This window comes from Streptosporangium sp. NPDC023825 (genome assembly GCF_040639575.1).
In the GTDB taxonomy this organism is placed as follows: Bacteria; Actinomycetota; Actinomycetes; order Streptosporangiales; family Streptosporangiaceae; genus Streptosporangium.
This window is the reverse complement of the sequence record NZ_JBFAAE010000003.1, coordinates 67,356-89,988: the sequence shown is the minus strand read 5'-3', so window position 1 is coordinate 89,988 and position 22,633 is coordinate 67,356. Positions and strand designations below refer to the sequence as shown.

Annotated in this window: 24 protein-coding genes; 13 read left to right on the top strand and 11 right to left on the bottom strand. The window is 72.1% G+C overall.

What is annotated here, in order from left to right:
• Positions 1–98 precede the first annotated feature (98 nt).
• The 3 genes from AB0G15_RS03660 to AB0G15_RS03650 all read left to right on the top strand — a co-directional run bounded on the left by AB0G15_RS03660 (position 99) and on the right by AB0G15_RS03650 (position 1,753).
• On the top strand, positions 99–359 hold the full coding sequence (locus AB0G15_RS03660; protein ID WP_362834973.1) for a monovalent cation/H+ antiporter complex subunit F: 261 nt from the start codon (positions 99–101) through the stop codon (positions 357–359).
• A 139-nt stretch (positions 360–498) separates the two neighbouring features.
• On the top strand, positions 499–828 hold the full coding sequence (gene mnhG / locus AB0G15_RS03655) for a monovalent cation/H(+) antiporter subunit G (RefSeq protein WP_362834971.1): 330 nt from the start codon (positions 499–501) through the stop codon (positions 826–828).
• Positions 829–853: 25 nt separating this feature from the next.
• Positions 854–1,753, top strand: a complete 900-nt coding sequence (locus tag AB0G15_RS03650; protein ID WP_362834969.1) for a hypothetical protein — start codon at positions 854–856, stop codon at positions 1,751–1,753.
• 60 nt (positions 1,754–1,813) lie between these two features.
• On the opposite strand, the gene AB0G15_RS03645 is transcribed toward AB0G15_RS03650, so the two are convergent.
• Positions 1,814–2,791, bottom strand: coding sequence for an MBL fold metallo-hydrolase (locus AB0G15_RS03645; protein WP_362834967.1), 978 nt, complete (start codon positions 2,789–2,791; stop codon positions 1,814–1,816).
• A 217-nt stretch (positions 2,792–3,008) separates the two neighbouring features.
• On the bottom strand, positions 3,009–3,890 hold the full coding sequence (locus AB0G15_RS03640; protein WP_362834965.1) for a serine hydrolase: 882 nt from the start codon (positions 3,888–3,890) through the stop codon (positions 3,009–3,011).
• 202 nt (positions 3,891–4,092) lie between these two features.
• Between AB0G15_RS03640 and AB0G15_RS03635 the strand changes: the two genes are divergently transcribed.
• Complete coding sequence (locus tag AB0G15_RS03635) at positions 4,093–5,091, top strand: LysR substrate-binding domain-containing protein (RefSeq protein ID WP_362834963.1); 999 nt, start codon at positions 4,093–4,095, stop codon at positions 5,089–5,091.
• A 48-nt stretch (positions 5,092–5,139) separates the two neighbouring features.
• On the opposite strand, the gene AB0G15_RS03630 is transcribed toward AB0G15_RS03635, so the two are convergent.
• Positions 5,140–5,550, bottom strand: coding sequence for a nuclear transport factor 2 family protein (locus AB0G15_RS03630; protein ID WP_362834961.1), 411 nt, complete (start codon positions 5,548–5,550; stop codon positions 5,140–5,142).
• Positions 5,551–5,647: 97 nt separating this feature from the next.
• Here AB0G15_RS03630 and AB0G15_RS03625 point away from each other — a divergent pair, with 97 nt between their 5' ends.
• From AB0G15_RS03625 to AB0G15_RS03610, 4 genes are all read left to right on the top strand, one after another.
• The gene (locus AB0G15_RS03625) at positions 5,648–6,388 is read left to right on the top strand and encodes a MarR family winged helix-turn-helix transcriptional regulator (RefSeq protein ID WP_362834959.1); all 741 of its coding nucleotides are present in this window, start codon (positions 5,648–5,650) and stop codon (positions 6,386–6,388) included.
• A gap of 478 nt (positions 6,389–6,866) precedes the next feature.
• A complete protein-coding gene (locus tag AB0G15_RS03620) occupies positions 6,867–7,061 on the top strand; it encodes a DUF5999 family protein (protein ID WP_362680885.1) in 195 nt (64 codons plus the stop codon).
• Positions 7,058–7,525 (top strand): ATP-binding protein, encoded by a 468-nt coding sequence (locus tag AB0G15_RS03615; RefSeq protein WP_362834957.1) that lies wholly within the window; start codon positions 7,058–7,060, stop codon positions 7,523–7,525. Before AB0G15_RS03620 ends, AB0G15_RS03615 begins: the two co-directional genes overlap by 4 nt.
• Positions 7,526–8,109: 584 nt before the next feature.
• The gene (locus AB0G15_RS03610; protein ID WP_362834955.1) at positions 8,110–8,808 is read left to right on the top strand and encodes a DsbA family oxidoreductase; all 699 of its coding nucleotides are present in this window, start codon (positions 8,110–8,112) and stop codon (positions 8,806–8,808) included.
• 42 nt (positions 8,809–8,850) lie between these two features.
• Here the strand turns inward: AB0G15_RS03610 and AB0G15_RS03605 are convergent, their stop codons facing one another.
• Entirely contained in the window at positions 8,851–9,483 is a 633-nt protein-coding gene (locus tag AB0G15_RS03605) for a thymidine kinase (protein ID WP_362680876.1), read from the bottom strand.
• Positions 9,484–9,578: 95 nt separating this feature from the next.
• A complete protein-coding gene (locus tag AB0G15_RS03600; RefSeq protein WP_362834953.1) occupies positions 9,579–10,217 on the bottom strand; it encodes an SRPBCC family protein in 639 nt (212 codons plus the stop codon).
• 303 nt (positions 10,218–10,520) lie between these two features.
• Between AB0G15_RS03600 and AB0G15_RS03595 the strand changes: the two genes are divergently transcribed.
• From AB0G15_RS03595 to AB0G15_RS03585, 3 genes are all read left to right on the top strand, one after another.
• Entirely contained in the window at positions 10,521–10,967 is a 447-nt protein-coding gene (locus AB0G15_RS03595) for a hypothetical protein (protein ID WP_362680870.1), read from the top strand.
• A gap of 169 nt (positions 10,968–11,136) precedes the next feature.
• Positions 11,137–13,362 (top strand): hydantoinase/oxoprolinase family protein, encoded by a 2,226-nt coding sequence (locus AB0G15_RS03590; protein ID WP_362834951.1) that lies wholly within the window; start codon positions 11,137–11,139, stop codon positions 13,360–13,362.
• Positions 13,363–13,535: 173 nt separating this feature from the next.
• On the top strand, positions 13,536–15,416 hold the full coding sequence (locus AB0G15_RS03585) for a hydantoinase B/oxoprolinase family protein (protein ID WP_362834949.1): 1,881 nt from the start codon (positions 13,536–13,538) through the stop codon (positions 15,414–15,416).
• Positions 15,417–15,471: 55 nt separating this feature from the next.
• Here AB0G15_RS03585 and AB0G15_RS03580 read toward each other — a convergent pair whose 3' ends face one another.
• The 4 genes from AB0G15_RS03580 to AB0G15_RS03565 form a co-directional block, all read right to left on the bottom strand.
• On the bottom strand, positions 15,472–16,440 hold the full coding sequence (locus AB0G15_RS03580) for a hypothetical protein (RefSeq protein ID WP_362834947.1): 969 nt from the start codon (positions 16,438–16,440) through the stop codon (positions 15,472–15,474).
• A gap of 203 nt (positions 16,441–16,643) precedes the next feature.
• Positions 16,644–17,525, bottom strand: coding sequence for an ABC transporter ATP-binding protein (locus AB0G15_RS03575; protein ID WP_362834945.1), 882 nt, complete (start codon positions 17,523–17,525; stop codon positions 16,644–16,646).
• On the bottom strand, positions 17,522–17,977 hold the full coding sequence (locus AB0G15_RS03570; protein WP_362834943.1) for a GntR family transcriptional regulator: 456 nt from the start codon (positions 17,975–17,977) through the stop codon (positions 17,522–17,524). Before AB0G15_RS03570 ends, AB0G15_RS03575 begins: the two co-directional genes overlap by 4 nt.
• Positions 17,978–18,037: 60 nt before the next feature.
• Entirely contained in the window at positions 18,038–18,550 is a 513-nt protein-coding gene (locus AB0G15_RS03565; RefSeq protein ID WP_362834941.1) for a hypothetical protein, read from the bottom strand.
• A gap of 270 nt (positions 18,551–18,820) precedes the next feature.
• Here AB0G15_RS03565 and AB0G15_RS03560 point away from each other — a divergent pair, with 270 nt between their 5' ends.
• Entirely contained in the window at positions 18,821–19,024 is a 204-nt protein-coding gene (locus AB0G15_RS03560) for a cold-shock protein (RefSeq protein ID WP_049562746.1), read from the top strand.
• A gap of 315 nt (positions 19,025–19,339) precedes the next feature.
• On the opposite strand, the gene AB0G15_RS03555 is transcribed toward AB0G15_RS03560, so the two are convergent.
• Together AB0G15_RS03555 and AB0G15_RS03550 are read right to left on the bottom strand one after the other, a co-directional pair.
• Complete coding sequence (locus AB0G15_RS03555) at positions 19,340–20,485, bottom strand: DUF6596 domain-containing protein (RefSeq protein ID WP_362834939.1); 1,146 nt, start codon at positions 20,483–20,485, stop codon at positions 19,340–19,342.
• Complete coding sequence (locus AB0G15_RS03550) at positions 20,482–20,889, bottom strand: YciI family protein (protein WP_362835308.1); 408 nt, start codon at positions 20,887–20,889, stop codon at positions 20,482–20,484. Before AB0G15_RS03550 ends, AB0G15_RS03555 begins: the two co-directional genes overlap by 4 nt.
• A gap of 558 nt (positions 20,890–21,447) precedes the next feature.
• Here AB0G15_RS03550 and AB0G15_RS03545 point away from each other — a divergent pair.
• Entirely contained in the window at positions 21,448–22,611 is a 1,164-nt protein-coding gene (locus tag AB0G15_RS03545) for a CoA transferase (protein WP_362834937.1), read from the top strand.
• Positions 22,612–22,633 lie beyond the last annotated feature (22 nt).

Here is a 22,633-nt window from a genome sequence, read left to right as displayed (position 1 = left end):
ATACGAGGGGGCGCGATGACGGTGACCCGTGACAGAGGCGCGATGACGACGACCTGCGAGGAAGCCGCGACGACGGATGCGCGTGAGGGGGAGCCGCGATGACGGTGACATACCTGACCGTTCTGGCGCTGCTCGCCGCCGCCGCGGTGATGACGCTCTACCGCCTGGTCCGCGGCCCCACGATGCTGGACCGGGCCGTCGCGCTGGACGTGCTCACCGCCGTCGTCATGTGCGCGATCGGCGCGGAGGCGGCGACGTACCGGGAGTACTCGGCGCTGCCCCTGCTGCTGGCGCTGTCCCTGCTGGGGTTCGTCGGCTCGGTCTCGCTGGCGAGGTTCTTCGCGGGACGTGCCCGTTGACCGCGCGGGCCGGATTCCGCGCGGGCCGTTCCGTACGGCGGACCCGGTGGGGACACCGTCCCGCGCGGCCCGCCCCGGAGAACCGTCACTCCACGCGTCGCGCTCCCGCGGGGCGGGGGCCGCGCGCGAGGCGCGTCCGGTGACCGTGCTGGATGTGGCCGCCGGCGCGTGCCTGCTGCTGGGGGCGGGACTGGCGTTCGCGGCCGGGGTGGGGATGGTCCGGTTTCCCGGCACCCTGTCCCGCATGCACGCGGCGACCAAACCCCAGGTGCTCGGCCTCCAGCTCGTCCTGCTCGCCATGTGGCTGCGCCACCCCCGCTGGGCGATCGCCGGCACGCTGCTGCTGATCGCCGTCTACCAGGTGGTGACGGCGGCGGTGGCCGCCTACATGGTGGGAAGGGCGGCGTATCTCGCCGAGTCGCCACGGGACGACGGCACGGCCGTACCGCCCGGTGACGCTCGCGCCTAAGGATCTCCCGGCGTACCGTGTCCGTATGCGTGATGCACGTGCGGAGGACGCCAGGACCGAGGCCAGACGACTGATCCGCGATCTGCTGGGCGAGGAGCGGCCGGACGCCGCCCTGCTGCTGAGCGAGGCGAAGGCGGCGCTGGGCGCCGACCGCGTCGCGCGTGCCGTCGAGCTCGCACGCGGCGCCCCCCTCACCCGCAGATCCACCGAACTCGCCGCGCTGGCCGGTCTGCTGGTCGGCACCCGCGAACTCGGCAAGGAGTGGTGGCGGCAGGAGCGCGGTGGCAAGCTGCCCGCGCCCGACGAGGTGCTCCAGACCTCCACGGCGATCGAACCGTGGACCGATCTGACCGTCCTGGAGATGCTCGCCGCCTGGATCGCCGACGACGCGGCCGACGCGGCCTGGGGGCGTCCGGCCGCGGTCACCGACCTCAACTCCTGGCAGGCCGAGGACCGGGTCGAGCTGCCCAAGGACGCGCACCCCGGCCGGCGGGTCGTGGTCTCCTTCGACGCGGGCGGCCGTCTCGACGCGGTGGTCGTGCGCCGCCCCGACGACGAGCTCGGCTCCAACCTCGACTTCGACTCCCTCCGCTACTCCCGTCCCGCCGAGGCCCAGTGGAGCTGGGGCGTCGCCGCCGGGCTCGGCCCCCACCGGCTGGACGAGCACCCCGACCCGTACGGGCAACCGGTCGACGCCGAGGCCGCCACGACCCTGCACGCCTGGGCGTTGCGACACGGCGCCTCCACCGAGCAGGCCGGTGAGGTGTGGCGCGTCAAGGGCGACGTCGTCGCCTCCATCGAACGGATCGACTGGATGTGGCGCAGCGGCGAGTGGTTCGCCTGGTGGCGCGGGGTGTCCGCCCTGATCGACGGCGAGCCCGAGCAGCTGGCCGCCCGCCTTGAGGAGATCGCCTCCGTTCCCTAGCGCGCCCGGTGAGCACGGGTCGTCAGCGCGGGCCGTCGGCAGGGACCGGCGGCGCGGGCGTCAGCCGAAGGTGTGCGGTGTCAGATAGTCCGGGATCACGACCTTCGTCCCGGGGCTGACCTTGCGCACCGCCGCGACGAACCCGGCGAGGCTCTTCCTCGACTTCTCGTCGGCCTGCGGCGGGTTCCGCAGCGCCACCTCGAAGTTGTCCCAGTGCACCGGGACGACCACGCGGGGCATGTCCAGGGCCCGCAGGAGGCGCGGCACGTAGTCGTACGTGGACGAAGAGGAGGTGGTGGGGATCATCGCGACGTCCGGGGCGAGGCCGGTGAGGTTACGCTCGACGAAGTCGCTGCCGCCCATGAAGAAAACCGACGGGCCGCCCTTGATCTTCACCTGGAACGCCAGGGTGTCGCCCTCGGGCAGCTCGGAGATGTTCTCCGGCCTACGCTCAGGCCGGGTCAGCCGGACCCCGGGGAAGACCATGGAGTAGTCGGCGTTGCGGCTGTGCAGCGACGCCACCACCTCGACGACGTAGTCGCCGAAGTCCAGGACCTCCCCGCCCTTCACCGGGCTGAGCAGGTTGCTCTTCACGTCGAACGCCAGCGCCAGGTTGCACGTGGTGGCGGTGCCGACCACCCGTGCCCCGGTCGACGTCGCGATGTGCGGGACGTCGTTGAAGTGGTCCCAGTGCGCGTGCGTCACCAGCACCACCTTCGGCGTGCCCGCGTGCTTGCCGACCGCCTCGGCGTCGACCTCCAGCCGCGTGGTGGGCTTGAACGCGCCCGCCGCCAGGCCGGTGTCGAACCGCGTCACGTACGGGTCGACGAGGAACGTCGACGACCCCACGTCCACGCGCCAGCCCGACGTGCCGAGCCAGCGGAACGTCGCGGCGGTCTTCCTCCCTCCCGGACGCGCCGCGGCCCTGGTGGGCGACGGGGACAGGAGGTCTCCGGCCGCCGGTGCCAGCGCGGCCCCCGCCAGCGCTGCCCCCGCCGTCGCGGTGCGAAGGAAACCTCTTCGATCGAATCGGGACATGTCTCTCCCTCGGTGCGGATGAACGCACGGTCGTCCCCGGTCACCCGGGTGACGGCCGCCGGCCGCGTGCGGCCCGCTGAGGACCCAACCACCACGGGGCCGTCCACGTCCAAGATCCTCGACCGTCGTCTCCGATAGGCGAACGCGTATCAGAGCAGCCGGGGCGGGATCCGGACGCCGTGCGGGAAGGCGGAACCCGCCCGCCGAGTGGGGGAGATCACTCGGCCCGCAGCGCGTCGACGGCGGCCCGCGCGGCCTGGCCGATCGCCAGGTCGACGTCGATGCGCCGGGTGGGCAGCTGCCCGGCCCGGGCGAACACCGCCACCGCGTAGCCCTCGCCGGAGGGATACTCGACGACTCCGGCCTCCATGTGCAGGCCGGGCAGCGTCCCCGTCTTGGCGGCCACCCGCGTCCCCGGCGGGAAGCCCGAGGCGATCCGCGTCCAGAAGATCTGCCGTGTCATGTAGTCGCGGACGGCCGCGCACGCCTCCGGCGGCCCGGCCTCGTCCCGCCAGATCAGCCCGAGCAGCCGGGTCACGTCGCGCGCCGTGCTGGAGGTCGTGTGATCGGGATCGAGGACCCGCAGCGCCCGTACCCGCTCGGGGGGCAGCGTCGGGAAGATCCGCGCGAACTCGGCGTCGTCCCGCGCCCCCACGTCCGCGAGCATCGACTCCAGCAGCTGCCTGGGCCCGCCGACCACGCGGGTGCGCGCCAGCCCCAGCTCCGCCGCCAGCATCCGCACGGTGTCCAGGCCGATCCTCCGCATCAGCAGGTCGGCGGCGGTGTTGTCGCTGACCTGCATGGCGAAGTGGGCGAGATCGCGCAGCGACATCTCCACGTCGTCCGCGCATCCGGCGGTCCCCCATCCGCCGAGCCTGTCCTCCGCCGCCACGAGGACGCGCTCGGCCGGGTCGAGCTGGCCGGCCGCCGCCTGACGGGCGAACTCCAGGATCAGGAGCACCTTGAAGATCGAGGCGATCACGACCTGTTCGTCGGCGCGTACGGCGATCTCGCGGCCCCCGGCGACGTCCAGCGCGTGCAGGTGCCCCTCCACCCCGGCGGCCGCGAAGATTCCCGCTATCCGTTCCTCTGCCGACATGCCCGCAACGCTATCCAGCCCCGCCGCCGGGTCGTGACGCGCCGCCGGGTCGCGGCGTGCGGCTGGGTCGTGACGTGCGGCTGGGTCGCGGCGCGCCACCGGATCGTGACGTATCTCCGGATCGTGACGTACCTCCGGGTCGCGGCGTGCCGCGGGCCTGTGACGTGCCGCGAGTCCGCGGACGATCGCCTATCGTGACGCCGTGGACCTTTCCCGGCATCTGCGGCATTTCCTCGTCGTCGCCGAAGAACTGCACTTCGGCCGCGCCGCGGAGGTGCTGGGCATCGCGCAGCCGCCGCTCAGCCAGTCGATCCAGAGGCTGGAGCGCGAGCTCGGTGCGGAGCTGTTCGACCGCTCGCGACGGCAGATCGAGCTCACGATGGCGGGCCGGCTCCTCGTCGAGGAGGCCAGGCGGTTCCTGGCCGGTGAGGAACGCCTGCGGGCGATGATGCGCCAGGCCGGTGACGGTGAGCTGGGAACCCTCCGGGTCGGGGTACCCCCGGAGATCCCGGCCGTAACGCTGCACGCCCTGCTGCGGCATGTCGCCGAGGAGACTCCGGGGCTACGGCTGGAGCTCCACGAGCTCACCGTTCCGGAACAGCTGCGCCGGCTGACCTCCGCCCAGCTCGACGCGGGCCTCGTGCACCACCCCGTCGACGTTGCCGGCCTGCGGTCCGGGCCCGTCGTGGAGATCCCGCTGGGCGTGGTGCTGCCCCGCACCTCCCCCCTGGCGCAGGCACGGCCGCAACCGCGGACGGGGTCACGGCCGTGGGAGATCACGCTGGCCGACCTCGCCGGGCACGACCTCGTCGTCTTCCCGCGCGAGACCTCCCCGGCGTGGTACGACCGCATGCTCGACGTCTGCCGCGCGGGGGGTTTCTCGCCCGTACGCCTCCAGCACGCCCGCAACCCGGAGTTCCTGCTGGGGCTCGTGCTGGCGGGGCACGGGGTGGCGTTCGAACAGGAGGCGATGGCCCGCAGGGAGCCTCGGCTGGCCTGGCGCCCCCTGGCCGGTGCCCCTCTCCTGAGAGGGATCTGTGTCGCCTGGCCGGAGCGGTCGGCCCACCCCGCGGCCGCCGGGTTCGCCACCCTGGCGGCCGGGATCCTCGCCCGGGACGTCACCGCCGGGGCGCCGCGGGCGGCACCCGGGACGTCCCCGTCGCCCGCCCCCCGCCCCTGGTCCGTCGTCTACGCCCCATGACGCCCCCGGTCCGTCGGTCCCCTCCTCCGGTCGCATCCGGTCCTCCCTCTAGACCGCCCGCGGCGGACCTGGAACGACGACCTCGTCGATCTCTGCCAGTCCGGCGGCGAGGAGCGCCGCCGCGAGGCCGCTGTCGTAGCGGGCGATACCGGCGATCTTCGAGTCCCTTACGGTGAACAGGGTCGCCACGGTCGTCGCGTCGCCGAGAGCCCCGGTGCCGGGGTCGTGCCAGCGGGCCGTCTGCTCGGCCACCAGGTGGGGAAGCCGGACGAACAGGCGCCGCGAGGTGAGCCGGATGCCCGAGTCCGCCACCCACCGGCGCAGGACGTCCACCCCGTGAGCGGTGCCGCGTGGTCCGGTGATCGCGACATCCTCGGCGGCCATCCCCGCGGCCTCGGCCACGGCCTGCCGGTTGACCGCCTCCTCGAATCGCGTGACCAGGGAGATCGCTTCGTTCACTGGTTCGGTATCGGGAGCGTTGTCATCAAGTGCGTGCATTTTGCACACGTTACATGTGTGATTTGCACACATCAAGGCCGAGTGCCATGCTGCGCCCATGCGGACCACCGGTGACCAGGCGCGCGACCGGGAGTCGTCCGGTCCAGAAACCATTCCCGAGGCCGGCCCCGAGGCCGGCCCCGAGGCCGGCCCTGAGGCCGGGCCTGAGGCCGGGCCCGAGGCCGGACCTGAGGCCGGTCCCGGGTCCGGCTCCGTGGCCGACCCCGCGGCGCCTCTCGTGCCCGGTGCGTCGTCCTCCGGCCCGGGGGCGGTCCCCGCCCTCTCCGGAAGCCGCCTCCCCACCGCGGAGCAGGCGGGACCCGCCTTGTTCGCACTGATCCGTTACTGGTCGCGGCGCTGGCCCCAGGGGGTCGCCGGCGCCGGTGCCGAGGGCGGGCACGTCTCGCGGGTCGTGGTCGTCGACATCATCGGCGGAAGGGACGGAGGCGGCGGGAGCGGCGGCGGGGCCGGAGGCGCCGGTGTGACGGGCGGTGGCGGTGGGCGTACCGGCGTGCGGGCCGTCGCCGACGCCCTGGGGGTGGACCGCTCCGTGGCCAGCCGCATGGTCGCCGACGCGGTCGCCGCGGGGCTGGTACGGCGCGGCACGATGGAACGCGACGCCCGCCACGCCGACCTGGCGCTGACCGCGTCCGGCCACGAACTCCTCGCAGCCGCCCGCCGCTGGCAGAACGACACGTTCGACGCCCTCACAGCGCACTGGCCCGCCGAGGACCGCGAGACCTTCGCCTCGCTCCTCGTCCGTTTCGCCGCCGATGCCACCGCGCCACGCCGGGAGTGATCCGGACTCCCCGGGAGCCTCCTTGCCATGGCCTGTCTTTGCCTGATGCGGCGGGAACCAATACCGCAAAAAATGCTCTACCAGGACAAGACCATGGCTCTATCGACGCTCAACACATGCGGGTGTAAACACAGATGAAACAACACATAAATGGCATAAATCAACACCGCGTTCGCTCGGGAGAGCCTGGCAGAAGATTCCGCGTCACGTGCAGGTCATCGAACGGGTGGATGTGGTCGCCGACGACGGGTTTCCGGCCATCGCTGGAACCGTTCGCCACCGGTCGCGCCGGGATGTACGCGGGCGCGGGGGCGCGTGAGGAGACGTCGCCGGCAGCGGAAGCGAGTCGAATCCATCGCGTTCGGCAAGGAAGACCTGTCCCGTCGTCGACGGGCCGGGGGCGAGCCGGTGAGGACGATCATTCGCTCGGGGTTCCGCGAGGTTCCCCTCCGTAGCCAATCAAGATCGGAGTAGTACCGTGTGTCAGCACCTGCCCGCCTGTCCGGCAGCGTACGCCCTCGATCATGAGGCGGCTCGTCTCGTGGTCTCTCATCCCGAGCAGGGATGGGGGCTGCTCTGCAATGGTGTGGTGGTCTTCGAGGACACCGGGGAAATCCTGCCCGACGGGCGTGTCGTTCCCGCCCACCGCGCTCCCTGCGGGAGGGCGGCATGAGACCGTTCGTCGCTCTCGCCCTTACCCTCTCCGTCTGCGCGATCGCCGTTCCGCTCCCGCGCCCCTCTGCCAGGAGGGCGTCCTGGCCGCTCCCGCCCATCCCGGCCTCGGTGCCCAGAGCCCGGCGGCTGATCTGCGGGCAGCTGGCCGAGTGGGGGATCGGCGAGCAGGGCGAGACCGCCCGGCTGCTCGTCAGCGAGCTCGTCACCAACGCGTTGCGCCACGCGTGGGGGCCGATCCGGCTCGCCGTCTCCTATCGGGAGGGAATGCTGCGGTGCGAGGTGGACGACGCCAATCCCGCCCTTCCCTACGTGCGTGACGCCCACGAGGACGACGAGGGAGGACGCGGGCTGTATCTGCTCGACCTGCTCTCCGCCCGGTGGGGCAGCGAACGCACGTCCCTGGGGAAGGTCAGCTGGTTCGAGCTGGCCATCCACCCGCGTCTCAACGGCACTGCGGCCTGAGAAGGCCGGGAGACCTTCCGGCGACCCGGCTCACCGGCCACGACAGGGGCGACCCGGCTCACCGGCCACGACAGGAAAGCCTCTCCTCGCCGAGGGCAGAGAGGATACGGGGGACATAGAAGACATGGACCATCCGCGCCGCCCGGACGGCGGCACATCACAGGAATCGGCAGGCCAGGCCCGCACGCGCACCCGAAAGGAGTTCCGGACGATGCGCCGGACACGAATCCGCAAGCGCTCACGACGTCGCGACCGGGACCTGCTGGACCTGCGGAGCCCGTCGGGAAGGCCGCTGCCGTACTGACCCCGGACCCCGGGCGTGAACACCCCGCCCGGGGGCGGGCGCGGTCCCCGCAGCCTCCGCTTTCCCGTTCCCTCCCGTCGCCGGCGCCGGTCGGCGCGGGCCGGGTGGCTCTCGCCAGGATGCCACGTCCCCGCGTCCGTCCCCGCGTCCGTCCCCGCGTCCGTCCCCGCGTCCGTCCCCGCGTCCGTCCCCGCGTCCGTCCCCGCGTCCGTCCCCGTGTTCGCGGACGGCGGGCCGGGCCCGTGGAATCAGCGGGTCCCGGTGCCGGTTGCAGCGTGGTGTGAAGGTTGAAATCTACTCAGACGTCGTCTGCCCATGGTGCTACATCGGCCACACCCGCTTCGCCCGCGCCGTGGAGCGCTACCGGGCCAAGGGCGGTGAGGTGGAGGTCGAGTTCAGGCCGTTCCAGCTCATGCCGGACGCGAAGTCCAACGGTGAGCCCACGCTCACGTGGGCCGCGACGAGGTTCGGCGGGGCCGAGCAGGCCGCGCAGATGTTCGGCAGGGTCACCGAGGTCGCCGCCGAGGACGGGCTGGTGCTGGACTTCGACCACTCGATCCAGGCCAACACCTTCGACGCGCACCGCCTCGTCCAGCTCGCCGGGGAGCAGGGCAGGGGTGAGGAAGCGCTCCACGCCCTCTTCCGCGCCCACTTCACCGACGGCCTCGACGTCGGCTCCCGCGAGGTCCTCGCCGGACTGGCCCGCGAGCTCGGCGTACAGGCCGACCTGGACGGGGAGGACGGCGCGGCGGCGGTGAAGGAGGAGCTGGCCCAGGCCCGCGCCATCGGTGTCAGCTCGGTGCCGCTGTTCCTCTTCGAGGGTCAGTTCGCCGTCTCCGGCGCCCAGCCCGAGGACACCCTGCTCGCCGCCCTCGAAGAGGTCGCCGAGCGCACCGGCCAGTCGCCGGCCGCCAGGGCCGTCAAGGCCGCCACGAACGGCGGCGACGCCTGCGACGACGAGGGCCACTGCGCCGTCTGACACCCGCGCCGGGCGGGGCGTCCCCTTCGCCCGGCGCGGGGTTCAGCCGGTCAGGCCGAGCTCTCCGGAGCGGTAGTGGCGGCGGCAGAGCACCTGGTAGCGGATCGGGTCGGCGCCCGTGTCGCCGATGACGACCTGCTCGCCGGTACGGACCATCCTGCCGCCGACCACCCGGGCGTTCAGGCGCCCGGGGCGCCCGCACCAGCACAGGACCTCGACCTGCAGGCGGCTGATCTCGTCGGCCAGCTCGAACAGCCGCTGGGTTGCGGGGAACATCTGCGAGCGGAAGTCCGAGGCCAGGCCGAAGGCGTAGACGTCGATGCCGTAGCCGTCGGTGAGGTCGGCGAGCTGCTCGATCTGGGCGACCGTGTAGAAGCACGCCTCGTCGCAGATGACGTAGTCGATGGGCTCGTGCGCGCGGACCAGGGCTACCAGGTCGAGGTCGTCGACGACCTCGATGGCCTCGCTGCCCAGGCCGATCCGGCTGGTGACCTGCGGGGCGCCCGAGCGGTCGTGCTTGGTGAGCACCAGGCCACGCCTGCCCTGGCGGCCGTGGTTGTAGTTCATCTGCAGGGCCAGCGTGGACTTGCCGCAGTCCATCGGGCCGAAGTAGAAACGCAGCACTCCGTCCCGGGAACCGGCAGGAACGGCGGAGAGGGCAGACAATTCGGTCACGGGGGGCCAGCCTAGTACTCCGGCCGCGTTCCACGATCTCCCCCCTGGCCATCGGTTCGTCGCCCTCACCAGCCGCCGGAGCGTACGGGATCGGTTCAGAGCTCGCCGCTCTCGATCGCCGCCTTGAGACCCGCCTGCGTCGCCTGGTGGGAGGAGACGCCGTTCGTCACGGTGAAGTCGATGAGCAGGATGCTCGCCTCGAAGGTGAGATGCTCGGTGACGCGCGTCCGCCCATCGCCCAGGTCCTCGAAGACGATCTTCTGGTGCGTGACGACGTTCGGCAGCGTCCAGGTGTCGGTCTCGTAGTAGAGCTCGTCGCGGTGGATGCGCTGCTGCGCGTGCGTGTTGGAGGTGACGGGCAGCCCGGCGACCGGGATGTCCTCCACGGCCGTGAAGTTGACGTAGCGCGTTCCGGCGTCGGTCCGGTCCTCGTGGGTGACGACCCGCTTCAGGAACGAGTGCATGCCCAGGTGGTTGTTGATGTTCGAGTAGGCGTCGAACACGTGCTGCACCGGTGCGTTGATCTCGATGGAGATGTCGCGCTTGGCCTGGCTCCGTCCCGTTATCGGGAGGGGGGCGGTCAGGCACTCGTAGAACCGGTAGGTGTTCCACGCGATCTGCCACTGCGCGGCGAGCACGGGGTCGGTGTCGGCCCGGGCGGGGGTCGAGAACACGCTGAGAAGGAGGGCGGCGGCGGACAGCGGGGCCACGAGGAGCCGGAGGAGCTTCGTCACAGAGACCTCTGAAAACCAGATGAGAGTGGTGAATGTCTTCTATCTCATCCGAGTCCTGTTTTACCGCGCCGAGCATGGATCGTGATCTTCACGTTTCGTGGACGGCCCGCCCGCGTACATCCGCCTCAAAGATAACGATCTACAACTGGTAGTGAACTGTGAGGTATATGAGGGCGTTTAGGTGGAAGATGCGCTGGTAAAAGGGGGTGGTCCCCGGCCGGCAAGCCCGGGCGTGGCCTGACTTGGCTTGGCGGTGAGAACCGTGGGAGATTCCTTTTGGTCTATCGAAAAGTGGGAGAATCTGTGACGACCACCAACAACTCCGCTCCACCCCTCGGCAAGACCCCGGCCGTCGTGACCCCCGGTCCCTCCGGCGCGGAGACCACGGAGATGCCCGCGGCGCTCGCGGCGATGATGACCGAGGACGAGGCCGTCGCCGCCCAGGCCGAGGCGGCTCGCTGGCGGTACGGGTTCTACGTCGTCGTCATGGGACTCGTGGTCATCCTGATCGGCTTCGTGGTGATCGCGCTGCGCGAGGGTGACACGGCCGCGCCGTTCGCCGGGCTCGTCGGGGTCTCGGGCGCGATCATCGGCGCTTACTTCGGCGTGCAGGTCGGCCAGTCCGGCAAGGACCGGGTCGAGGCCGAACTGCGCCGTACGAACGAGATGGCCATCCGCCTCGCCGCCAAGATCCACGCGCACGACGCCGACGCGGTGATCAACACCACCATGGGTCCCCGCCGCCGCTAGGAGCCGCTCCCGCCGCCCCGGTCCGCGACCGGGGCGGCGGGGCCGTTTCCGGCGAGGCCGTTCGAGGTCGTTCGAGGTCGTTTCCCGCCAACACTGCCCAAGGACCGGGCGCAGCTTCGGCAGGGTCCGCCGATTTGCGGACTCGCCGGGACTGGGTAGACACGGGGGCATGCGCAGCGTCCGTATCGGGGTCGACACCGGAGGCACGTTCACCGACGTGGTCGCGGTGGACGAGCAGACCGGTGAGATCACCACGACCAAGACTCCCTCCACCCCCGCCAACCCGGCCGACGGGTTCATGGAGGGGGTGCGGAAAGTCCTGCGGAAGGCGGCCGGCTCGGAGGACGTGAGCGACGCGGGCGGCGCAGCCATGGAGGCGGTGTCGGCCGTCGTGCACGGCACCACGGTCGCCACGAACCAGCTCCTCGAAGACCGCATCGCCGACCTGGGCTTCGTCACCACCGAGGGCTTCGAGTTCATCCTGGAGATCGCCCGCCAGAGCGTGCCGGACGGTTACGGCAACTCCTACTTCTGGGTGAAGCCGCCCCGCATCGTCCCGGTGCACCGGGTCAGGACCGTCGGCGGGCGCCTGGACCACACCGGTGCCGAGGTGCGGCCGTTCGACGAGGAGCAGGCCGTCGCGGCGGCCCGCTGGTTCCGCGACCGCGGCATCACCGCGATCGGCGTGTGCTTCCTGCACTCGTACGCCAACCCCGCCCACGAACTGCGCATGCGGGAGGTCCTCGAACGGGAGCACCCGGACGCCGTCGTCTCGATCTCGTGCGACGTGCTGCGCGAGTACCGCGAGTACGAGCGGTCGGTCACCACCCTGGTCGACGCCGCGGTCAAACCGACCATGCGCCGCTACATCGCCAACCTGGCCGAACGCCTGGAGGCGGCGAGCCACGCACGGGACGCGGACGGACGCGCGTACGCGGGCGACCGGGTGTACCCGAAGGGTGTCGTGGGCGAGGCGCCGCCCGCGCCGGATGTCGCGCCGGGGGGGCCGGCGGTGGCGCAGTCCGCGGCGGGCGTCGCGCGGGCGGTGAGGGGGAGCGGCATGCCGTTCTCCGTGATGAAGAGCAACGGCGGCGTGCTGTCCGCGGCCGAGGTCGTACACCAGCCGATCACCACCGTGCTCTCGGGACCGGCCGCGGGCGCGCTCGGTGCCGCGCTGATCGCCGCCACCGCCGGGCACCCCTCGGTGATCACCCTGGACGGCGGCGGCACCTCGACCGACGTCGCGGTGGTCGTCGACGGGGAGCCGTCCCTGACCACCGAGGGCAGCATCGGGCGTTACCCCTGCAAGATCCCGATGATCGACATCGTGACCGTCGGCGCGGGCGGCGGCTCCGTCGCGTGGATCTCCCCCGAGGGCACGCCGAAAGTCGGGCCCAGATCGGCCGGGGCCGACCCCGGCCCGCTCTGCTACGGCCGGGGCGGCACCGAGGTCACCGTCACCGACGCGCACGTCTTCCTCGGCCGGGTCCCCCCGCACCTGCTCGGCGGGGAGATCCCGCTCGACGCCGACGCCGCCCGCGAGGGGATCGAGGCGCTCGCGGGCAAGATCGGGCTGTCCCCGGAACGGACCGCGGCGGGCATCCTGGAGATCAGCGCGTTCAACCAGTCGAACGCCATCCGCCAGATCACCGTCAAACGCGGCCTGGACGTGCGGGACTTCCCCATGGTCGCCTTCGGCGGCTCGGGCCCGCTCCTGGTCTGCCGCCTGATCGACATCCTCGGACTGCCGTCGGTGATCGTCCCGCCCGACCCGGGCAACGTCTCGGCCTTCGGACTGCTCACCGTGGACGTCAAGAACGACTATGTGCGCACCTTCGTCACCCGCGACCTCTCCCTGGGGACCGCCGGGGAGATCTTCGGCGACCTGGAGGGGCAGGCCGCCGCGGCCCTGGACCGCGAGGGCTTCGCCCCCGGCGCGCACGTCTACGCGCGCAGCGCCGACCTGCGCTACTACGGCCAGGCCTACGAGGTCAGGGTGCCCGCGCCGTCCGGCCCGCTGGACGAGGACTGGCGTGCCGAGGTGCTGGACCGCTTCCACACCGAGCACCGCAGGCTCTACGGGTACGGATACCGCGACGACCCCCGGCACGGCGTCGAGTGGGTCAACCTCCGCGTCTCCGGCATCGGCCCGATCACCCGGCCCGTCATCGGGCGCAGGCCCCACGGCGACCCGCGACCCGAGCCGGCCGCCTTCCGCGAGGTCTTCTACGACGAGTGGGGCGCGACCCCCGTCCACCGCCGTTCCGGCCTGACCGCCGGAGCGCAGGTCACCGGCCCGGCGGTCATCGAGGAGTACGGCTCCACGCTGCCGCTCCACCCCGGCTTCACCGCGACCACGGACGAGTTCGGAAACCTGGAGGTACGCCGTGCATGACGCGGAGCGAGCCCGACGCAGTGAGCGGAGTGGTCCGCGAGGGACGAGCGGCCCGCGGAGTGAGCGAGGAGCGGTGAGCGACCGATGAGCACGCAGCGAGCCCGACGCAGTGAGCGGAGTGGTCCGCGAGGGACGAGCGGCCCGCGGAGTGAGCGAGGAGCGGTGAGCGACCGATGAGCACGCAGCGAGCCCGGCGGGGTGAGCGGCCGGTGAACGGGGCCGACCCGGTGCTGGTGGAGATCGTCGAAGGGACGCTCGCGTCGGTGGAGATGGAGGTCGAGACCGCCATCGCCCGCACCGCCCGCTCACCCATGATCCGCGACGCGCACGACTTCCGCGCCGGCATCCACGACGTACGGCTGCGCAAGCTGACCGGCAGGTCCTACTCGGCGCTGGTCCAGCCGATCGTGAGGGACTTCCCGGTCGGCGAGATGAGGCCCGGCGACGTGTTCTTCCACAACGACGTCTACCTGTCCGAGGGCGGCATCGGGCACCTGCCCGACCTCTGCGTGACGGTCCCGGTCTTCCACGACGGGCAGGTCGTCGCCTTCGTGCAGGCGTTCGGCCACCACGACGACATCGGCGGGGCCGTGCCGGGCTCCATGCCGAGCAACGCGCGCAGCGTGTTCGAGGAGGGGCTGATGGTCCCGCCGATCAGGCTGTGGGACGAGGGCGTGCCCAACCGGGCGGCACTCACGATCATGACGCGCAACTCCCGGATGCCCGACTCCCTCGCCGGAGACCTGGACGCCGAGTGCTCGGCCTGCCTGATGGGCGCGCGGCGGCTGGGAGAGCTGTTCGACCGGTACGGGCGCGAGGCGGTCGAGGCGTGCTTCGACGCGATCATCTCCAACACCACCGAGACGTTCCGCAGGGAGTTGCTGGCCAAGATCCCCGAGGGCACGCACGTGTGGGAGGACTACGCCGAGCACGACGGCGTCGACGAGCCCCGCCTGCACACGCAGCGGATGACCCTCACCGTCGACCACTCCGCCGAGGTGCCGCTCGTCATCGACTTCACCGGCACCTCCCCGCAGGCCAAGGGCCCGATCAACCACGCGGGCGACTACGCCGACGGGGTGTTCCTGAAGAAGTGGCTGGCGCCGATCCTGCGCAACCTGGCCGACACCCCCGAGCGGATGGCCGAACTCGACGTCAACGAGGGGGTCGTCCCCCTCATCGAGATGCGGTTTCCCGGGAAGGGCACCCTGCTCACCCCGATCTTCCCCGCCCCCACCAACGCCCGCACGTTCGTGATCCTGCGGCTGCTGGGCGTGCTGGCCGGTGTGCTGGCCAAGGCGACCGGCGGCCGGATGCCCGCCGACCAGGAGACCATCCGCTACACCGGCGTCTACGGCGAGGGACCCGACGGCACCCCGTACCTGATGAGGGAGGTCCTCGGCGGCGGCTCCGGCGGCCGGTGGTACGCCGACGGCGAGGACACCATCCACGTGGTGCCCGACTCGCGCAACATCCCGGTCGAGTTCGCCGAGTCCCGCTGGCCGTTCCGGGTCGAGCGGCTCGGCCTGGCCCGCGACTCCGGCGGCCCCGGCCTCTACCGGGGCGGCCTCGGCTACGACAAGCACCTGCGGATGCTCCGCGACGCCTCGTTCATGTCCATCGCCGACCGCTCGATCCTGTCGTGCTGGGGGGTGAACGGCGGCCGCGCCGGACGGCCCTTCGTCGTGGAGATCGAGGGCAGGGAGATGGAGGGCCTGGTGGACGACTCGCCGGTCCGGGCCGGTGAGATCATCCGGGTGCGCACCACGGGCGGGGGCGGCTGGGGCTCCCCGCTGGACCGCGACCCCGCCCTGGTGGCCGCCGACGTCCGCGACGGCAAGGTCTCCGCCGACGGCGCCCGCGACGACTACGGGGTCGTCCTGTACGGCGACCCCGACGATCCCCAGGTGGACGTCGAGGCCACCCAGACCCGCCGCTCCGGCCTCCGCGCCCTCCTCCCGGCCGATCCGGCCGACCGGCCCTTCTTCGACCGGGGTCCGGGCTTCCCCACCCTGTCGGGCGGCCTGCCGCACGCGGAGGTGGACCTCATATGACGCTCGCGGGGCCCTCGTGGGGTGCTCGCGGGGCGCTCGCGGGGCGCTCGGCGGCTCACCTCCGGCGGCGGAGGGTGCGGGTGACGGTGAGGCCGCCGAGGGCGAGGGTGCCGGCCAGCAGGATGCCGGTCTCGGTCCACTGGAAGCGCCAGAACCGGTCGACCGGATGGTGGTAGACCGCCTTGCGGTAGCCCTCGTCGATCAGGCACTCCTCCTTCAGCAACTGGGCCCGTTCCGAACGCGCGTCCACCCCGGCGGGCGGAGGGCAGGCGCCGGCGGGCGGCTCCGTGGTCTCCCGGCCGGAAGGATCGACCCAGGCCTCCCCGACCAGGGTGCCGCCGCCCTGGTAGAGCGCCGTCCAGCCGGTGGTGACGGTACGCACCGGCTCGGCGTAGGAGTCGCGGGAGAAGAAGACGGACGGGACGGTCAGGGCGACCAGCGCCACGGTCACCGCCATCGCGGCCAAGGTGCGCCGGAAGAACGTCCCGGCGGCGGCGCCCAGGACGAACGCGAACAGCCACCACGCGGCCGGGACGACGCCGATGATGGTGAACGTCCCGGGTTCCAGCGACTTGTCGCCGATCACGTCGCGGAACACCGGCAGCCACGCGCCGATCATCACCGACAGGAGCAGGGCGGCGGCCACGACCATGCCGCCGAGCAGGCAGAGCTTGGTCACGAGCCACCGCAGGGGTGAGACCGACTGGGTCCAGGCCAGCGCGCCGGTCCCGCGCTCGAACTCGGCCGCCAGCAGCGGCGCGCCCCAGAAGGCGCCGACCAGCGCGGACCCGGCGATGGGGAGCAGTCCGAAGACCATGAAGACCGGGTAGTAGTAATCGTCGTAGATCGTCGAGTTCACGCCGGAGCACGCGGCGGCGGGCCCGGGGCATCCGGGCGGGGCGTGGCCGGCGATGTAGGCGGTCGTCCGCAGGCCGGAGATGAGCAGCAGCACCCCCAGGGCGAGCAGCAGACCGCAGGTCACCAGGATCTGCGCGCGATGCTGTCGCCAGGTCAGCCAGAGCAAGGAGGAATCCCTTCAGGTGGTACGCCCGGTTCACCCGGGTGGTCCGGTGCCGGTCCCATATGAGGAACCGCGCGAACCTGGTGGTCCGGTGCCGGTCCCATATGAGGAACCGCGCGAACCTGGTGGTCCGGTGCCGGTCCCATACGAGGGACCGCGCGAACCCGCCGGTCTCGTGCCGGTTCCCTACGGTGGAGGCGGGGTGGTCAGCGGGTGGAGGTCAGGGTGGGGCGGGGAAGGGCCGCGAGGTCCGGGGCGCGCAGATAGGCCAGCACCGTCTCCTCCAGGTTCACCGGGCGGGCGGTCCAGCGCGGGTCGGGCGGCGGAGTGCCGTCCCGGACGAGCAGGGTGGTCTGCCGCCCCGTCCCGCCCCGCGAGATCACCGGCAGCCGGGCGGCGAGCGCGTCGGCGCCCTCGGCGGGGCCGGTCAGCAGGCGGTGCCCGGCCACCAGTTCGTCGATGTCGCCGCTGACCTGGACCCGGCCCCCGTTGACCACCATCAGCCAGTCGCAGGTCCCCTCCAGCTCCGACACCATGTGCGAGGAGAGCAACACGGTCAGCCCTGTCTCGGCGACCGCCGCCATCAGGCCGCGCATCACGTCCTGGCGGGCCAGCGGGTCGAGGTCGGCCAGCGGCTCGTCCAGCACCAGCAGGTCCGGGCGCTTGGCCAGCGCGACGGTGAGCGCCACCTGCGTCCGCTGCCCGCCCGACAGCCTGCCGACCCTGCGGCCGAGCGGGATGTCCAGCTCCGCCAGCCGCCTCCTGGCCGCCGCGTCGTCCCACCGGGGGTTGAGCCTGCGCCCGAACGTGAGCATCTCAGCCACGCTGAAGCCCGCGTACAACGGCTTGCCCTGCGCCATGAACGCGATCCGCCGCAGGTTCTCGCGCACGGGTCCGCCGAACACCCGCACGGTCCCCGTGGTCGGGGCGAGCAGGCCGACGGCCATGTGGAGCAGGGTCGACTTGCCCGCGCCGTTCGGGCCCACCAGCGCGACCACCCGCCCGGACGGCACCGCCACCGAGCAGTCGCGCAGCGCCCAGGTCCGCCGGTAACGCCTGCCCAGCGCCTCGGTCTCCAGCGCGGTCACGCGATCTCCTCACGGGAGTCGTGGGAGTCACGGGACTCGCGGATCCCTGGGGACTCGGGGGTCTCGTGGGAGAAGCCGGTCAGGACGGAGGCGACCAGCGCCTCCAGATCCTCCAGGTCCAGCCCCGCCTGGCGCCCGTCGCGCACCCAGCGCACCAGGTCCGCGCGCAACCGCGCGCGGTCGCCCATGGAGGTCTGGCCCAGCGACCGCTCCACGAACGTGCCCTGCCCCGGCCGCCCGCTGACCAGGCCCTCACGCTCCAGCTCGCGGTACGCCTTCAGTACCGTGTTCGGATTGATCGCCAGCTGGGCCACGACCTCCCTGGCCGTCGGCAGCCGGTCGCCGGGCCGCAGCACGCCGAGCCGCAGCGCGTGCCGGACCTGATGGACCAGCTGGAGGTACGTCGCCACCCCCGAACCCCGATCGAGACGGAATTCGATCAACGTCCACACCCTTTCACTAATTAAGTAGTGAAAGGGTGGAGCTCGGGCCGGGGAATGTCAAGTTCCACATCAGGACGGCCCGGCCGCGCGTAGGCCGCCTCCCGGGTCCGTGGCGCCTTTCGGGCCCGTGGCGTCTCCCGGGCCCGTGGCGCCTTTCGGGCCCGTGGCGCCTTTCGGGTCCGTGGTGAAGACGCGGCCGAGGTGGTAGTCGACGACGCGCCGGACCTCGGCCATCGTGCGCCGTCCGTGCAGGACGTCCATGCCCAGCCCGGTGACACCGGCCACCAGGAGGTCGGCCTCGTGGCGCGGGTCGAGCCCCGGCGCGGCCGTACCGTCGCGCTGTGCGCGCTCGGCGGCGACGCGCCAGAGCGCCTCGCTGATCTCGCGGCGCCTGGACGGCCCCGTGCCCGCCGCGGGGGGCACGGGCGCGGTGGGCGGGTTCTTCCGCCGCCGGTACGCCTTGGCCTGGCAACCGCGCGAGCAGTACGCCGGAGGCCGTCCTCGCGTCACCGCCGGCAGCGGGGTGCGGCGGGCGCGACGATCGCCGCCCTGGCCGTGATCGTGGTTCTGGACGCCGCGCACGAGCGGGTCCTGGCGCGCGAGGAGCGGTCGGGCGGGTGATCGGCACAGGTTCCCGGTGTCCGGGCCGGGGTGGACTCGTGCGTTGGCCCGGACAGGTGCTAGCCTGAACGTAGTTGCGGTTGTGGTACCCATGAAACTTTGTGTGCACCTGACGGATAACCCTTCAGGTGCATTTTGTTTTCCCGGTCATCTCCGGATGGGCTCATCGCGGCGACGCGAGATCCACGCGGTGTGGATCTCGGCTCTGCCCCCTATCGAAGGAGAATGATCATGGCGACTGGCACCGTTAAGTGGTTCAACGCGGAAAAGGGCTTCGGCTTCATCGAGCAGGACGGCGGCGGCGCCGACGTCTTCGCCCACTACTCCAACATCGCCGCCCAGGGCTACCGTGAGCTGCAGGAGGGCCAGAAGGTCTCCTTCGACGTCACGCAGGGCCAGAAGGGCCCGCAGGCGGAGAACATCGTTCCCGCCTAGTAGCACCGGCACATCACGGGCCGGGGCCCGCATCTCTCTGAGGTGCGGGCCCCGGCTCGTTTTCGTGTCCCCGCCCTCTGCCGTCGGCCTGCGGTCCCGCACCGTGAACGAGAGGCCGTGAGCGAGGAACCGTGAGCGAGGAGAGGGAGCGGGACCGTGCCTGCCGGGTGCCGGCGGAGTGCGACCTGCCGCCGGCGAGGCGGCCCCGGTGATCAGGCGCGCGGTCCGAGGAACGGGCCACCGCGGCACGCTCGTCGGAGGTCCCTCGTGGCGATCGTGCCGCTCACCCGCTCACCCGCTCACCCGCTCACCCGCTTACCCGCGCAGCCGCACGTTGAGCCGGGCGGCCTGTCGCGTGAGGTGGGCGCGTTCGAGGAGGTTGGGCGCCGTTCGGGCGGCTTCGGCGTAGAGCCGCGCCGCGGTCACCGGGTCACCGTCACGCTCGTGCAGGTACGCCGCGGCGGCGGTGTGGCGGGGCAGGGCGGGGTCGAGTTCCGCCAGGGCGGCCAGGCCGGCCCGCGGGCCGTCGGCCTCGCCGACCGCGACGGCCCGGTTGAGGCGGGCCACCGGGCTGCCGGTGAGGCGCACCAGTTCGTCGTACCACTCGACGATCTGCACCCAGTCGGTCTCCTCGGCCGTCCGGGCGTCGGCGTGGAGCGCGGCGACGGCGGCCTGGGCCTGGAACTCGCCCAGACGGTCGCGGGCGAGGGCCGTCTGGAGCACGTCGACGCCCTCGGCGATCAGGCGGGTGTTCCACAGGCCGCGGTCCTGCTCGGCGAGAGGCACGAGCCTGCCGTCGGGGCCGGTCCGTGCCGGGCGCCGGGCATGGTGGAGCAGCATGAGCGCGAGCAGGCCCGCGACCTCCTCATGGTCGATCTTGGCCGCCAGGTGGCGAGTGAGCCGGATCGCCTCGCCGGCGAGGTCGACGTCGCCGGAGTAGCCCTCGTTGAAGACCAGATAGAGCACGCGCAGCACCGTGGCGACGTCACCGGACCGGTCGAACCGGGTGCCCGAGACGGTCCGCTTGGCCCTGCTGATCCGCTGGGCCATGGTCGCCTCCGGCACGAGGTAGGCCTGCGCGATCTGGCGCGTGGTCAGGCCGCCGACCGCGCGCAGCGTGAGCGCGACGGCCGAGGCCGGTGTCAGGGACGGGTGCGCGCACAGGAAGTACAGCCGGAGCGTGTCGTCCACCGCCTCGCCCGGGCCGGGCACGGGCTCGGTCTCGACGCGTACCTCGCGGTGCCGCCGGGAGGTGTCGGCGCGGGCGGCGTCGAGGAACTTACGCCAGGCCACGGTGACCAGCCAGCCCTTGGGGTCCCGCGGAGGGTCGTCCGGCCACACGCGCACGGCCTCGACCAGGGCGTCCTGCACGGCGTCCTCGGCCGCCGCGAAGTCGGCTCCGCGGCGGACGAGGACACCGATCACCGCGGGCACCAGCTCCCGCAGCAGCGACTCGTTCACTCGGTCACCGTGGGTGGTTCGGCGTAGAACGGGCGCACCTCGAGCCACTCGTGGATGGGCTTGCCGCCCGCACCCGGAGCCGCGGACAGCTCACCGGCCAGCTCGAGCGCCCGCTCGTAGGTCTCGACGTCGATCACCATCCAGCCGGCGATCAGGTCCTTGGTCTCCGCGAACGGGCCGTCGGTGACCGGCGGCCGCCCCTCGCCGTCGTAGCGGACGAACGTGCCCTCCGGGGAGAGCGCCTGACCGTCGACGAACTCGCCGGTGCCCTCGAGCCGAGTGGCGAAGTCACTCATGTACTGCACGTGGGCCGAAACCTCCTCCGGCGTCCACTGGTCCATCGGCACGTCGTTGACCGCCGCCGGCGCGCCCCGGTAGTGCTTGAGCAGCAGATACTTGGCCATCATGTTCTCCTTGTTGCGGTACGGCCCATTGTGGCCGTGTCGGCTGTTCACTGCGGGGACGAAGCCGCGCACGAGTTCTCGACATCCGGAAACGTGCCAATTTCCAGAATGTAATTCTGGCCGTCACCGGCCTGGGACGTCCGTACCGAACGAGAACCCGCCCGCACCGAACGAGAGCCCGTCCGCGCGCCGATCCGCTCACGGGCCGGCGGGGTCGAGGCCGGGGCGGCTGCTCACGGGCGTCCTGGCCGTCCCGCGCGCCCGCCGCCACGACCGGACGGACGCGGACGGGAAGGGCCCGGCACGGGCGCCTCCCGTTGTCCCCGGCCGTGAGCCGTACGTACCCGGACGCCTCCGGTCTTCCGATCGGAGCCGTGCGGGAGATCGTGACCAACACATCGGCATGATCTCGCCCCCTCCCGTCCCGCCCGGTGACGGTATGGGAGATCATGGGTGTTCCTCCGTCCGGATATCGTGCCAAGTGATCTCATGGCAAGCGGGCCGGGAGCGGGGGAGCCCTTGCCGGCCGGGCCGGCCGCCACGCACCGGAGGTTGATCTTGCAGGGAGCACTCGGCGACATCGTCGTCCTCGATCTCTCTCGCGCGCTCGCGGGCCCGCACGCCGCGCAGATGCTCGGTGACCTGGGCGCCCGCGTGATCAAGGTGGAGCATCCCGCGGGAGGCGACGAGTCACGGGGCTGGGGCCCGCCGTTCGTGGGCCCCGAACAGGACATCTCCACCTATTTCCTGGCGGCCAACCGCAACAAACAGTCGATCGCCGTCGACCTCAAGTCCGTCGAGGGCAGGTCGCTCGTCGAGCGCCTGGTGCGGCAGAGCGACGTGCTGGTGGAGAACTTCCGCACCGGGGTCATGGACCGGCTGGGCCTCTCCGTCGAGCGGCTGCACGAGCTCAACCCCCGCCTGGTCATCCTGTCGATCACCGGTTTCGGCCATGACGGCCCGGAGGGCGGCAGGCCCGGCTACGACCAGATCGCGCAGGGCGAGGCGGGGCTGATGAGCCTGACCGGCCCCTCGCCCGAGGAGCCGTACCGGGTGGGCGCCTCGGTCGCGGACCTGCTCGGCGGTATCCACGGCGCGTACGGGGTGGTCGCCGCGCTCTACGAGCGGGAGCGGACCGGGCGGGGCAAGGTGGTGCGGACCTCGCTGCTGGCCGCGGTGACCGGGGTGCACTCCTACCACGGGACGGCCTGGACGGTCGGCGGCCAGGTGTCCCGGGCGGGCGGCAACCACCACGCCTCCATCGCCCCGTACGGCGCCTTCCGCTGTGCCGACGGCATGATCCAGATCGCGGCGGCGAACGACGCGCAGTGGCGCAAGGTCGCCGCCCTGCTCGGGTTGGACAGCGACCCATATGTCGCTAAATATGCGACCAACCGGGAAAGATTTACGCATCGAGATGAGCTGATCGCCGACATGGAGCGGGCGCTCACCGAGCACGACCGGGCCCACTGGCTGGCCGCGCTCGGCGAGGCCGGGGTGCCCGCCGGGGCCATCAGGTCCCTCGACGAGGTCTACGCCTGGGACCAGACCCGTTCCCAGGGCCTGGTCGTCGAGGTGGACCATCCCGTGCTCGGCACCATCGAGCTGCCCGGACCGCCGCTCCGCTTCGACGGCGACCCTCCCGTGCGCCACGCCGCCCCGCCCGCTCTCGGCGAGCACGACGGCGAGGTCCTCGCCTGGCTGGAGGAGCGCGAGCGATGACAGGCACACCCCCCGTCCGCAC